This is a genomic window from Emticicia sp. GW821-FHT11C11, from assembly GCF_058808615.1.
Genome location: NZ_JBXARV010000001.1, coordinates 902010 through 916214, shown reverse-complemented (window position 1 = coordinate 916214; position 14205 = coordinate 902010). Strand labels below are relative to the sequence as shown.

At 41.5% G+C, this 14205-nt stretch carries 12 protein-coding genes; 8 read left to right on the top strand and 4 right to left on the bottom strand.

The window, feature by feature from the left end:
• Positions 1-11: 11 nt before the first annotated feature.
• The 3 genes from AC1RRY_RS03870 (at position 12) to AC1RRY_RS03860 (ending at position 2881) form a co-directional block, all read left to right on the top strand.
• Positions 12-1403: a bifunctional UDP-3-O-[3-hydroxymyristoyl] N-acetylglucosamine deacetylase/3-hydroxyacyl-ACP dehydratase gene (locus tag AC1RRY_RS03870; RefSeq protein WP_492817933.1), complete on the top strand. Its 1392-nt coding sequence runs from the start codon at positions 12-14 to the stop codon at positions 1401-1403.
• Positions 1404-1467: 64 nt separating this feature from the next.
• The gene (gene lpxA / locus AC1RRY_RS03865; RefSeq protein WP_492817934.1) at positions 1468-2268 is read left to right on the top strand and encodes an acyl-ACP--UDP-N-acetylglucosamine O-acyltransferase; all 801 of its coding nucleotides are present in this window, start codon (positions 1468-1470) and stop codon (positions 2266-2268) included.
• The gene (locus tag AC1RRY_RS03860) at positions 2258-2881 is read left to right on the top strand and encodes an ABC transporter ATP-binding protein (RefSeq protein ID WP_492817935.1); all 624 of its coding nucleotides are present in this window, start codon (positions 2258-2260) and stop codon (positions 2879-2881) included. Before lpxA ends, AC1RRY_RS03860 begins: the two co-directional genes overlap by 11 nt.
• A 13-nt stretch (positions 2882-2894) precedes the next feature.
• On the opposite strand, the gene queG is transcribed toward AC1RRY_RS03860, so the two are convergent.
• A complete protein-coding gene (gene queG / locus AC1RRY_RS03855) occupies positions 2895-3833 on the bottom strand; it encodes a tRNA epoxyqueuosine(34) reductase QueG (protein WP_492817936.1) in 939 nt (312 codons plus the stop codon).
• 114 nt (positions 3834-3947) lie between these two features.
• Positions 3948-4997, bottom strand: a complete 1050-nt coding sequence (gene lpxK / locus AC1RRY_RS03850) for a tetraacyldisaccharide 4'-kinase (protein WP_492817937.1) — start codon at positions 4995-4997, stop codon at positions 3948-3950.
• A gap of 122 nt (positions 4998-5119) precedes the next feature.
• Between lpxK and AC1RRY_RS03845 the strand changes: the two genes are divergently transcribed.
• Positions 5120-6208, top strand: a complete 1089-nt coding sequence (locus tag AC1RRY_RS03845) for an o-succinylbenzoate synthase (RefSeq protein WP_492817938.1) — start codon at positions 5120-5122, stop codon at positions 6206-6208.
• A gap of 17 nt (positions 6209-6225) precedes the next feature.
• Here the strand turns inward: AC1RRY_RS03845 and AC1RRY_RS03840 are convergent, their stop codons facing one another.
• Both AC1RRY_RS03840 and AC1RRY_RS03835 read right to left on the bottom strand, forming a co-directional pair.
• Positions 6226-7728 (bottom strand): McrB family protein, encoded by a 1503-nt coding sequence (locus AC1RRY_RS03840; protein WP_492817939.1) that lies wholly within the window; start codon positions 7726-7728, stop codon positions 6226-6228.
• A 170-nt stretch (positions 7729-7898) separates the two neighbouring features.
• On the bottom strand, positions 7899-9218 hold the full coding sequence (locus tag AC1RRY_RS03835; RefSeq protein WP_492817940.1) for an alkaline phosphatase D family protein: 1320 nt from the start codon (positions 9216-9218) through the stop codon (positions 7899-7901).
• A 79-nt stretch (positions 9219-9297) separates the two neighbouring features.
• Between AC1RRY_RS03835 and AC1RRY_RS03830 the strand changes: the two genes are divergently transcribed.
• The 4 genes from AC1RRY_RS03830 (at position 9298) to AC1RRY_RS03815 (ending at position 14167) form a co-directional block, all read left to right on the top strand.
• A complete protein-coding gene (locus AC1RRY_RS03830) occupies positions 9298-10188 on the top strand; it encodes a diacylglycerol/lipid kinase family protein (RefSeq protein WP_492817941.1) in 891 nt (296 codons plus the stop codon).
• 112 nt (positions 10189-10300) lie between these two features.
• Complete coding sequence (locus tag AC1RRY_RS03825; RefSeq protein ID WP_492817942.1) at positions 10301-12694, top strand: TonB-dependent receptor; 2394 nt, start codon at positions 10301-10303, stop codon at positions 12692-12694.
• Between the two features lie 8 nt (positions 12695-12702).
• On the top strand, positions 12703-13701 hold the full coding sequence (locus tag AC1RRY_RS03820) for a DUF4249 domain-containing protein (RefSeq protein ID WP_492817943.1): 999 nt from the start codon (positions 12703-12705) through the stop codon (positions 13699-13701).
• A gap of 88 nt (positions 13702-13789) precedes the next feature.
• Positions 13790-14167 carry a DUF3127 domain-containing protein gene (locus tag AC1RRY_RS03815; protein WP_492817944.1) on the top strand — a complete coding sequence of 126 codons (378 nt, stop codon included), beginning with the start codon at positions 13790-13792 and terminating at the stop codon, positions 14165-14167.
• Positions 14168-14205: the final 38 nt, after the last annotated feature.

Below are 14205 nucleotides of genomic sequence, written 5' to 3'. Positions count from 1 at the left end.
GATATTTGCCAATGAACGTAAAACAACAAACCGTTAAAAAGAAAGTTTCAATTTCAGGCGTAGGTTTGCATACAGGTGAAAATGTAACGCTTACTATTCAACCTGCTCCTATTAACCACGGTTATAAGTTCCAGAGAATTGATTTAGACAATAAACCTGTAATTGATGCCGATGTAGACTACGTGGTAGATACCTCAAGAGGTACCGTACTTGAAAAAGATGGTGTGCGCGTACATACAACAGAACACGTTCTGGCGGCTTTGGTAGGCTTGCAGATTGACAACGTTTTGATTCAGCTAGATGGCCCCGAGATTCCTATTCTGGATGGAAGTGCCATTCAGTTTGTTGAGTTACTGGAAGAAGCCGGTGTTGAAGAACAACCTTCTTTGCGTAATTATTATGAAGTAACAGAGGCCATTCACTACCGCAACGACGAACGCAACATTGAACTGGCAGCTTTACCTTTAAACGACTATCGCATTACTGCTATGGTCGACTATAATTCTTCTATTCTGCACAGCCAGCACGCGCAATTGCATGATATAGAGCTTTTCAAGAACGAAATTGCCCCTTGCCGCACTTTTGTGTTTCTGCATGAACTGGAAGCCCTTTTTAAAGCTGGGCTTATTAAAGGTGGTGATATCGGCAACGCCGTTGTTATTGTAGATAAAGAAGTGTCGGAGGATGAGGTTGAGAATTTATCTAAGTTGCTTAATAAACCAAAAATTCAGGTAGGTAAAACCGGTGTTCTGAATGATACCCCGTTGCGTTTCCAAAACGAACCGGCAAGACACAAATTATTAGATGTAATGGGAGACCTGGCATTAGTAGGCCGCCCGTTAAAAACTCATATACTGGCTGCACGCCCGGGACATACACCGAACGTTGAACTGGCAAAGAAAATCAAAAAGCAAATGCTTGACTCTGCCAAAAGCGCTCCGCAATATGACCCTAACACGCCACCTGTGTTTAATGTAAATGATATAGCGAAACTATTGCCGCATCGTTATCCGTTTGCATTGGTAGATAAGATTGTTTATTTAGACGGACAAACCGTAGTGGGTATCAAAAACGTAACCATGAACGAACCGCAATTTACAGGTCACTTCCCCGAAAACCCTGTAATGCCGGGTGTGCTTCAGATTGAGGCCATTGCACAAACTGGTGGTGTGTTGGTGCTTACTTCTACAGGTAATCCCGAAGCTTACTGGCCATATCTGGTTAGTATAGATAACTGTCGGTTCTATAGAAATGTGTTGCCTGGCGACACGCTTATCATCAGATGCTCTCTGATTAATCCAATGAAATTGGGAGTAGCTAAAATGCACGGAGAAGCGTGGGTTGGCAAAACACTTGTTTGCGATGTAAACATGACAGCCAGACTAGTAAAAAAAGCTAAATAAGGAAGAAACAAGGCTGATATCGTCCTTATGAAGCACACCATTCAAAAGCAATAATCAAACAATTATGAATCAACCATTAGCATTCATACACCCAGACGCAAAAATTGCACATAATGTAGTTATAGAACCATTTGCTGTAATCAATAAAGATGTAGAAATCGGAGAAGGTACTTGGATTGGCTCTCATGCAATTATTATGGAAGGTGCACGAATCGGCAAAAACTGCCGTATTTTTCCGGGAGCCGTTATTTCGGCAGTACCTCAGGACCTAAAATTTAAAGGCGAACAAACGGTGACTATCATCGGTGACAACACCACAATCAGGGAATGTGTAACCGTAAACCGGGGTACCGTTGATAAATACCGTACAGAAATCGGCTCTAACTGCCTGATTATGGCCTATACACACATAGCCCATGACTGTATAGTAGGTAACAACGTGATTCTTGCCAACTGTGTGCAGTTAGCCGGCCATATTACTATAGGAGACTTCGCCAACATCGGCGGTATGTCTGCCGTGCAACAATTTGTTAAAATTGGTAAGCATACCTATATAGGTGGTTGTTCGCAGATAAGAAAAGATGTGCCTCCTTATATTAAAGCAGCGCGTGAACCTCTTTCGTATGCAGGTATTAACTCGGTAGGACTTAGACGCAGAGGCCATACTGACGAAAAAATAGCAGAGATACAAGATATTTATCGTTATATCTATCTGAAAGGATTGAATAACAATGATGCCGTTACACAGGTAGAACTAGAGTTTCCGGCTACGCCTGAGCGTGACGAAATCCTAAACTTTATTTCTAATTCTGAAAGAGGAATCATCAAAAGCCCATTAAAAAAATCTTTGGATAGTGAAAATTGAGCTCACTAACATAGGTAAGAAATACAGAAACGAATGGATTTTCCGTCACACCAATTTGTCTTTTTCAACCAATGAAAGTTATACTTTTGTAGGGCCGAATGGTAGCGGAAAATCCACACTTTTACAAGTAATAGCAGGTGCTTTGCCTCAATCTGAAGGGCAGATTTCATATTCTGAAAACGGTACGATTATCGGCATGGAGGATGTATTCAGAAAAATCACCATTGCTGCGCCCTATCTTGAGCTGGTAGAAGAATTCACCCTGCTTGAACTGATCGAATTTCACCAGAAATTCAAGCCCCTGAAAGATCACATCTCTCCTATTCAGTTACTAGAGCTGATAGAACTGGCAGTTCATAAAAACAAACCCATAAAAAATTTCTCCTCGGGTATGAAGCAAAGGCTGAAACTGGGTCTGGCGTTTTATTCAGACTGCCCCGTTGTCATGCTCGACGAACCCACTTCAAATCTGGACGCCCAAGCCACTGAATGGTATCTGAACCAGGTTGAAAAGCATACAGCTAACCGCCTGTTGATTATCTGCTCAAATCAACCACAGGAATATACTTTCTGCAAAAATATTATAGATATAAGGGATTTAAAATTGAGATAACTGCAATTGGCCGTTATGAGTCTTTAAGAAAAGTAATATTTCTTTTTAAACCTTCCAGCTTGGTTCTTTTTACAGCCGACCGACGGAAAATCTCCTGAAACAATTCTTCGGTTATTTCTTCCCAGTCTTTTTTTGTGAATTCTTTTAACTGCGGATTCAGCTCAAACTCAGGTGTTTTATGCGGACGGGCAAAGGAGTTCCAGGGGCACACATCCTGACAGATATCACAACCGAAAATCCAGTTTTCAAACTTATTCTTTACTTCGGCAGGAATAGCCTCTTTTAGTTCAATTGTAAAATAACTGATGCACTTGCTTCCATCTACCACGTATGGTTCCACAATGGCATCGGTAGGACACGCATCCACACAGCGGGTACATGTGCCACAGTAGTCTTTTATAGGGCCGTCGGGTTCGAGTTCCAGGTCACAGATAATCTCGCCTATAAAGAAGAAACTCCCTATTTCACGGTTAATCAGATTCGTATGTTTCCCTACCCACCCTACTCCGCTTTTCTTTGCCCAGGCTTTATCCATTACGGGTGCTGAATCCACAAAAACCCGTCCGTTTACCTCTCCTATTTCTTCTGAAATTGCCTCTACCAAATCTTTCAGCTTATCTTTCATTACAAAATGATAGTCTTTTCCATAAGCATATTTCGACAGCTTAAAGGCATCAGGTTCGTTTGATAAGGCTTGCTCCGGATAATAGTTCAGAATGAGAGTAATAACAGACCTGGCACCGTCGACCAGCTTGCGGGGGTCAAGTCTTTTATCGAAATGATTGGCCATGTAAGCCATTTTGCCATGATAATTCTTATTGAGCCATGCTTCCAGACGTGGAGCTTCTTCCTCCAGAAATTCAGCTTTAGATATACCACAAAAATCAAAGCCCAGTTCTCTGGCTTTGGCTTTGATAAAATCGGAGTATTTAACTGAATAAGACTGAAACATAACACAAATATACAGCTTATCATGCTGCAAGAGTTAATTAACGCAGATAGATTAGCATTTAGCATGCATAAATACCGTAGAGTAATTATTTCGGGATTAATCCGGCAGAGATAATCAATGAATTGAAATAAATTCTGACACCTTTGTCAGAATGAAGTCGTTAAAATCATTAGTACCAGATATAACTACTTCAATCGGTAGATAAAAGAATCTTTCAAGCTCTTGCTCACTTAGCAAGGGCTTGAGTTTTACCATATCTTTTTCGGTTGTAACAATCTGGAGAGAAGAGTCATTACTATCAAAGAAGTTTGCTATTTCTTTTCTTGAAAAGGCAAAATGGTCCGGGTATTCATAGGTATTTCTAACACTAATGCCCTGATCGGTAAAATATTGAATGAATACTTCCGGCTTAGCAATAGCCGTCACTACCGTAACCGGATTCTTGCTATTAAAACCTTCACTAGTTGCATAAGGTGTAACAGCATTGTATTGAATGCGGGAGAAAAACACAGGGGTATCGGGTCTTGTATACTCAGCTATGCCATTTATTAAATTTTCCTTTCCCGATTCAGCAATATCTTCGGGGCATTTGGTAACAATAACGGCATTGGCTCTTCGTGCGCTGTGGCGTACATCACGCAACAGACCGGACGGCACTATATAATCCCGATAAAAGGGATTGTTATAGTCACACAACAGCAGATTCAGATGAGGTGCAATTTTGCGGTGCTGAAAGGCATCATCTAAAATGATCAGTTTGTTATCAGGCCATTGAGATTGCAGTTGATTAACGCCACTTACCCTGTCTTCACAAACCACTACATGTATTCTATTTTTGAATTTCTGAAAGTACTGCATAGGCTCATCGCCGATTGTTTTTGCAGTAGCTGTATCATCAGCACTGACAAAACCGCTCGTTTCGCGTTTGTAGCCTCTGCTTAAAATACTCAGCTTGTATTTGTCGGCAAGCAGATTAACCAGATATTCAACATGAGGTGTTTTACCTGTGCCTCCCAGATTCAGATTCCCTACGTTAATTGTAAATACGTCAGGTCGTGTGCTTTTCAACAGGTGCTTATCATACAACCAGTTTCTTATACCAACTATACAAGCCAGTATAACGCTGAAAGGGGAAAGCAATATTTGTAAGATGGAAGGTCTCATGCACAGTTTTTACAAGAAACCCGTTTTTTAATACCGCTTAACAAGAATGCCGCACAAAACAGGTAATCTGTAGAGTAAAAAATAAAACTTTCAGTACTTTTGCCAAAATTAAGCATTTTTCAATGGGGCTGAAAGCTAAATGGTCTAAACACTTATTGAAATTCAAGTTTGAAGCTGGAACTTCGCGCGGTGTTTATACAGAAAAAGAAACATACTTCTTAAAAATCTTTGATTCTGAAAATCCTGCGGTTTTTGGTTTAGGAGAAATTGCGCCCTTGCATGGCCTGAGTATTGACCATGTACCCCATTTGGAAGAAGTAATTCATAATACCTGCGTTACTTTCGATAGCCTCGATCTGGAAGTTTTCCCCTGGAATCTCAACATTATTCTTTCTCAACTGATTGACAATGCATACCCGTCTGTCAAGTTTGGTTTTGAAACAGCTCTGCTTGATTTTATGAACGGAGGTCGAAGAATTATTTTTGAAAATGATTTTTCAGATGGTGCAAAAGCAATACCTATCAATGGCCTGATCTGGATGGGCAGTAAAGAATTTATGGAGCAACAGGTAGAAGAAAAGCTTAAAAGTGGATTTGATACGCTGAAACTCAAAATAGGTGCCATTAACTTCGAAGACGAGCTGAGTATTCTGGCCTCAATCAGAGAGAAATTCTCTGCCGACCAGATAAGTCTGCGTGTAGATGCCAATGGAGCTTTTGCCCCTACAGAAGCAGAAGAAAAACTGAAGCGATTGAGCCATTACCAACTGCATAGCATTGAGCAACCTATCAAGGCAGGACAATCTGATTTGATGGCTGTTTTAAGTGAAAAAAGTCCTGTTCCGATTGCATTAGATGAAGAGCTGATTGGCATCAGTGAATATGTGCACAAAATGCAGTTACTCAAGAAAGTAAAACCACAGTATATTATTCTGAAACCTACGTTGCTAGGTGGACTGCAACACTGCCGGGAATGGATTGAAATTGCCACCCGACTACAGATTGGCTGGTGGATTACCTCTGCCCTGGAATCGAACATCGGCCTGAATGCAATTGCCCAATTTACTGCAGAATATAAAAACATTTTACCTCAAGGCCTAGGTACCGGTGCATTATATCATAACAATGTTGATAGCCCCCTTACTGTAGAAAACGGCAACCTGAAATATGACAATCAAAAAAGCTGGGATTTAAGCGTTATCGGACATTAACTCAAAAGACTACGCTCTTAGCTATATATCCGTTTCAGAATATCAGTGCTCAGTTCCGGATTAATTAGATAGCGATATGTTTCATCATCAAAATTATCGAGGTTGGTGCCAAATATATCCTTCGTTCTAATGGTTTCTCTCAGTATAATTTCAGGTCCTAATATTAAACGTATCTTTTCCCAATCGTTATAAAAGTACTCCTGCAACAGAGGTATGACTTTGTTGAAAAATATCCGATACAGATCTTCGACCGATTTTATCTCAAGAAAATAAGCATGCCCAATGGTATGATTGCGGTCCAGCAAATACTCGATGCGCCGGTTTATTTTAATGAGTAGTTTTTCTAAGTCGATGTCATCTACTGTTTTCAGTAAAAAAGGTTTAGGCATCAGTTCTCTGAACTCAAATCTGCGTCGTAAAGCTAAATCCAAAAGCGCAATGGATCGGTCAGCAGTGTTCATGGTGCCTACAATGTGCAAATTGCCCGGTACACCGAAACGCTCCTGCGAATATGGAAGCACGAGAGAAAGCTCGTTGGTTGCACCCAATCGCTTATCTTCTTCTATCAGTGTAATCAACTCACCGAATACTTTGGAGATATTGGCCCGGTTCAACTCATCTATAATCAGCACATGGCTTTCGGCATTTTCAAACCTCTTTGCACGGTTTTCCCGGGTATCATTGAGACAATCCGCAAAACCTGAGTAGCCTGCTTTTTTCAGAGCCTCCACACAAGCCTTATAGAATATTCCTTTTACCACTTCATAATGAACCTGCCCACCTCTGGCAATGGGTCTGAGCCCTTCTATGAACTCTTCATAGCTGTAAGATTGATGAAAAGCAATAAACTGAACGGCTACATCTCCGGAAATATGCCTTGCCTCAAATGTTTTTCCTGTTCCCGGTGGGCCATATAAAATTACATTGAGTGGTATATCTAATTTAGATCCATAACTTGCTTCACCCTCATTTACTTCCGCGGGTTCGTTATCTGTGGCATTATATACAGGTTCCGAAGTATCGATTTCCCAGAGAAGTTCATTTCTCAGGTTTTCATTTTCTGCTATTTCATAAATATAAGGATTATGTCTTTCCTTACGGGCACTTGACAATGCCATTGCTTTCAGTTCTTCCAGGCACTCATGCCAGGCGCTTCTTATCTTGATATCTTCAATAATGTACTTTTGCTCGAAAGGTATATGCGCATAGAGATAATCAGGATTATTCAGCGCTGACAATTCTATGGCTTCATATTTTGCAAACAAAGCCTCGTGGCGTTTACAGAAAATGAAGTCATACCACAAACCCTTTTTGCGTTTGAAATCAAGCGCTACATAATTATTGATATTGGCCGATATAGCTTTATCCTTTCTGACTGAAAAGGAGATGCGGGGGTCATCAATACCCAGATTGGTTACTTCTATTAACTCTTTTAAAAGTACGAAAAACCATAAAGAGGCTTCCTTATGGTCTATTTCCTGTAATTTCTCTATTAGAAGTTCTTTATTCGAACCGGCCATACTCATCTTTTGTCAGGATTTTTCTTTATTCACAACATCTTTCTACGCAATAAAATTAGCATAATAAAGATTCAAAAAAAACTAAGCCTATTTATAACCCTTTTTAAACAAAAAAAGGCTGTGCGATTTATATTCACACAGCCTTTTATAAAGAACCCTTGCGGGCTATCTTATTTCAACTCACTGGCTTTTATTTCTCTTGTCCAAAGTTCCTTGCCGTCTTTATCAAGTATATTGATTTTCAACACACGGTCGGTGCGTTTACCTGAGATTTCTAGCAAACCATAGTTATGCTTGGTGACAGTCGTACCCTCTACATAAGGGCTGCCTGCCTCTTCCTTCACCGGTTTCGATGGCCCGGATGTAAGCGCAGACACCGTGAGGTCGTATAGCGGATAAGCACCGGGGCGATCTATTTTAGTAAGAGCCGTCCAATGGCGATCGCCACTGATAAAAATTACTCCCGGGATTTTCTCTTTTGTGATAAGATCAAATAACTGATTGCGTTCTTCTTCATAATTAGCGAAATTCTCAAATATCCTGGCGGGGTTGCCTACCTGCCCACCTACTATCACAAACTTAAAAGGAGCATTTGAAAACTTAAGGGCATCAACCAACCACTGAATTTGCTTTTGGCCGAAATACTCCCTATTACCGGTTATTCGGTCATTCGGAGTTCTCCACCAGCGGTCGTCCATCAAAAAGAACTGAGAGTCTGCCCATTGAAATGACCCTGTAACACCTTCATCTTTAAAAGTATAGTTCAGATTCCCCCAGAACAGCTTGAAGGCATCAAGCGTCTGTTTCTTACTGACAAAGCCTCTATCGGCATCATTCGGGCCAAAATCGTGGTCGTCCCAGATAGCGTAGTTATGAATACTCCCTAACATCGGCTGCATTTCCGGCAATGAGCGTGTATGTGTATAGCGTCTAAGAATTCCCGTTTTAGTATTCCAATCGGGTTCTCTCAGGTAAATATTATCGCCGCTCCATAGCATAAAATCAGGCTTTGATTTATATATGCTTGTGAAAATTTCATATTCTGAGCCATACGGTGTACCGGGACGGTCAAAATCTGTTTCGTTAATATAAGCGCAGCTGCCAACTGCAAATTTAAAAGCTGGCGGATCGGTGCGCCATTGCCAAAGTGCCTGAGTCTGAAATTCAAGCGGATAATTGACCGATGCTTTCTTTTTATCTAACCAAACTTCATAGGCATACTTTTTACCGGGCAGCACTTCATCAGCAATCAATCTGGCAACATAAGCATCGGTTTTACTGGTTTTTACTTCCTCAGTTGCGAATTTTATTGCAGGTCTTTCTTTGTCCCAATATACAAATTTTACCGAAGCCTCCTTTTTGGTTTGTACCCAAAGCAATACCTCTCTCATTTCAGAATACCCAAGCATTGGACCAGACTGTATCTGTGCAGAAAGCGTAGAGATACTAATCAAGGCTATGAATAGTAGCAGATGTAATTTTTTTATCATAATATTAAGTATTGATTAGAACATGAATCAATACAAATTTAACCTATTCAAAACAAACCCTGTATTAAACTTCTGTAAAATGTCCAAAAGGCTTCTTTTGCTCATCAATCCGTTTTCGGGTTCGGGTAAAAGTCTGGCTGCCAGCAATTACCTAAAAAAAAGACTGGACGGCTATGAATTTAACACCATTATAAGTCAGTACCCGGGTCATATTTTTGATTTTCTGCAAAATGAAGACCTGGCGCCCTATGAAAAAATAGTAGTATTTGGCGGCGATGGCACCATGCACGAAATATGCAATGCGATCGCCGAAAAACCATCTGTTCCCCCACTTTTATTGTTTCCCTGCGGTGGAGGCAAGGCATTGAATCATGACCTGCAGAATCTGGATTGGGAGAGTTCGCTGGAAAAATTCTTCCAAAACAATAGTAAACACATTGATATCTTCAAGGCAACTTTTCCGAAAGCACCAGCCGGGGAACAAATGAGCTATGGTTTCAATATAATCGGTTGGGGGCTGGTATCATACATTAATAAAACAGCCGAGAAACTGCGTTGGCTAGGGAGTTTGCGTTATACGCTGGGAGCTATTGTACATATTTTCAATAACCCCTCATTTAAGGCCACCGTAATTGTAGACGACGAAACATTCACCGGTCAATTCAGTTTTATACTGGCCTGTAATACCCAACACACAGGCAAAGCCATGAAGATTGCTCCGCTGGCTGTACTGGATGATGGGTTACTGGACATACTGGTAATCAGACATGTACCCTTTTATCATTTACTGCGCCTGTTTCCCTTGATTTTCTCAGGCAAACATATTCATTCACCTTTAGTCATTTATCGCAAAGCCAGAAAATTCAGTATAGATGCCGACCCTATGTTGCTGGTTATTGACGGGGAAGTTAAAGGACATAGTCCTTTACAAGTTGAAACGCTTGGTAATAAACTACCGGTAATTGTGTAAACCGGATTCTATTATCAATACAGGCACACTCACTCAAAAGCCGCATTTCACCCAATATTTCTGCCCGAAATGCGTTAATCTGCAAGGCTAATGCCTAAGAACCTATCTCGATATGAATTTAAAAATTACTTTCTTACTCTTATTTGTTTCAACGCTTGTCTTTGCTCAGACCAAACATACCATAAGTGGATACATACGCGAAAAAGGGAGCCAGGAACAACTGATAGGAGTGAATGTATACCTTCCTAATACATCTATTGCCACGGCATCTAATACCTATGGCTTTTATTCGCTGACCTTAAATGCAAACGACAGCCTTACATTGATATTTTCACTGGTGGGTTATCAAAGGATAGAAAAAAGAATCAGTCTGCAAAAAAATCTGGAACTGAATATTGAATTAGACCCGGCCAATCAGCTGCAGGAAATTGTGGTATCGGCCAAAAGACAGGAAGAAAAAGTGAGCGAGACCCCTCAGATGAGCCGGATAGATTTGCCTATTCAACAGGTAAAGAAAATACCGGCTTTTCTGGGAGAAAAAGACGTTTTAAAAGTACTGCAACTCATGCCTGGTGTGCAGAAAGGCTCTGAGGGGCAATCTGGAATCTATGTCAGAGGTGGTGGTGCAGACCAGAACCTGATTATTCTTGATGATGCCATCGTCTATAATGCCAGCCACCTTTTTGGTTTCTTTTCCACTTTCAATGGCGATGCTCTGAAAAGTGTAGAACTTACGAAAGGGGGGTTCCCCGCCCGGTATGGTGGGCGGTTGTCGTCAGTGATTGACCTGAACATGAAAGAAGGCAACAAAGAAAAACTGCATGGTGAAGGAGGAATAGGCCTGATATCGTCGAGGCTAACCCTGGAAGGCCCCATTAAAAAAGGCAAGTCGTCCTTTCTGATTTCCGGCCGGCGGACTTACCTCGATGTAGTCGCCCGACCGTTTATCAAAGCACAATCGGGCGGAGATTCTCAGGATGATGGTGGCTATTATTTTTATGATCTCAACGCTAAACTGAATTACGATTTCGGGCGTAGAGATAAGGTTTATATCAGCGGGTATTTCGGCAGAGATAAATTTTATGCCAATTCGAAAAGTGAAGCAGACAACAACGAATCTAATCTGAATTGGGGTAACATTACAACCACCGCCCGCTGGAACCATCTATTTAATGAGAAGCTATTCTCCAATACCTCATTCATTCTTAGTAGTTATCGGTTTGGTATTGGTAGTCTTTATCAGAATACTCAACAAAGCAACGATAATTTTGTACTCGATTACAGCTCGCGTATTAATGACATCGGCTTGAAAAGTGACTTTGATTATTTCCCTGATCATCTGCATTCGGTTCGGATGGGCATAGCCCTCACCCGCCATCGTTTTATTCCGTCGGCCATTGTTTTAAAAAGCAGCCAGACCAACCTTGAGCGTGAAGCGCACCCTATCGACGTAGTGGAATCAGGCATTTATGGCGAAGATACCTGGAAAGTTACCGACAAATTGAAAATGAACATGGGTCTAAGATTGAGCTGGTTTATTGCCCGGCAAAAGAACTACGTTCGGCCCGAGCCGCGTTTCTCTGCAGCATTGAAACTGGCAGAAAATCTTTCGGCCAAAGTTTCTTATGCCGAAATGAATCAGTTTGTGCATTTACTTTCAAACACCGGCATCGGCCTGCCTACCGATCTCTGGGTACCTACTACAAAAAATGTTGCACCGCAAAATTCAAGACAGGTAGCGGCAGGTCTTGCGCAAGACCTGCCTTCTCATAACCTCACCCTTACCGTTGAAGGATATTATAAATACATGCATAACATACTGGCTTATAAAGAAGGCTCTACATTTTTGAATCTGGACGGCCTTGGCGCACAGGAAGTAAACTGGGAAAACAATGTTACAGCGGGAAACGGGTGGTCATATGGGGGAGAGTTTTTACTACAACGCAAAACAGGTCGTTTTTCGGGTTGGGTAGGCTACACCCTTTCATGGACCCAATGGCAATTTGCTGAACTTAACGCAGGAAAGAAATTTTACCCCAGATATGACCGCCGGCACGATATTTCTGTGGTTGGTATTTATGAGTTGAGTCCGCGTATTACCTTGTCAGGCACATGGGTATATGGCACTGGCAATGCACTCACTCTGCCTGTTGCTACTTATGATGCCTACATTGACCGTTTCAATAATACAAGACGCGGCCAGACTGTCATTGACCGGATACAGTGGAGCAATCAGGGCGTAAACGAATATGGTGAGAAAAACTCTTTCAGGGCAGAAGCTTATCACCGGCTTGATTTTGGTATACAGTTTCATAAAAAACTCAAACACCACGAACGTACCTGGGAGTTTAGTTTATATAATGCTTACAACCGCAGGAATCCGTTTTACTATGACGTAAGCACTGAAACCAGCACCAATGGAAGTACAACCGAAGAAAAAACCGTACTAAAGAAATACTCATTGTTCCCGATAGTACCTGCTTTTTCCTACAACTTCAAATTTTAACTGATATTATGAAATACCTGATTCAACTATTATTGATACTATTGACCGGAAGTCTGTTTTCCTGTGAAAGTATGATTACCACTGTTCCAGAAAGTAAATTACCGAAGGTGACAGAAAAAATAGTGCTTCACTCCTATCTATCTCCGCAAGATACAGTCATTCTGGTAAAACTGACGCTATCAAATCCGTTATTGGGTGTTCATCGCAACAATGGTTTAGGCTATACTGTTGTGGGGCAGGATACCATTTATTATACAGGCTCTTCTGTCAGCAATGCCAGAGTGGTATTATCAAACTCAAAAGGCCAGTCTGTCGAGATTCCTTACAATACGACCGAGGCTATTTATAGACTGGATGCGCGAGTGTTTCCGATTGAGACCGGAGAAACTTACACACTCACGGCAGAAGCATCTATGGGAAAAGTAGAAGCCTCCTGCACTATCCCTAAAGAAACCGCTGTAATTAGTAGTTATAAAATTGATACATTAACCAACAGGAATCTGGAACCCCAGCGCCTCACCTACCGTATTAATTTCGACTGGGACGATATCCCCGGCCAGGCAAACTTTTATACCATGAAAGCCGAGGTTAATGCCCAAATGCTGCTAACCCCCTCTCATGATAACCGGAATCAACAGACTATAACCGGGGTATTGAAATACACCGGCTATTGGGATGAAGAAAACCGTCAGGAACAATACCAGAGCGATGCCAATCGCGACGGAAAGGTTCTTTCCACTCCTAACGGAATTATTACCCTGGGTGCAGAAGCCATTTATGAAAACAACCAGCACTACTTTACGAAGTTCTTAGGGAAAAAGAGCACTATCAGATTGATAGTACTGAATACCGACAAGAATTATTACAATTATCACCGGGCTGTGCGAATCAATAACAGACAGGACGGCAATCCGTTTGTAGAGCCGGTACCCATACCAACCAATGTAAAAAACGGTCTGGGTTGTTTTGCGGCTTCCAATAAATCTGTGCTGACTGTCATCTTCTAGACGGCGCTACAATTTGGCCGGTGCCGTTTTATTTATTGATCATTGCTTTGTATCTTTGCACTCTTAAGCACGAAATAATTTTAAACGCATGGAAATTACAGGTAAAATCGTACAGTTGTTGCCTTTACAAACAGGACAAGGGAAAAATGGTGTTTGGAAAAAACAGGATTTCGTAATTGAAACCGAAGGGCAATACCCTAAAAGAATATGTATTTCGGCATGGGGCGATAAAGTCAGCGAAAGTCTTTTGGTTGCAGGCAAAGAGGTAACTGTATCATTTGACCTGGAAAGCCGCGAATTCAACGGACGTTGGTATACAGATGTACGCGCCTGGAAAGTGGAGGAGACTTCAGCCGAAACGCCTTACTATGCAGCCGCTACTCCGTCAGCTCCGGCAGCAGGTAAATCAGCCGCACCTGAGTTTTTAGTGTCGGCAGAAGAAGGTCAGGACGACTTACCTTTCTAAAAATACATTCAAAATACTGAATATTGAAGAAACACAGA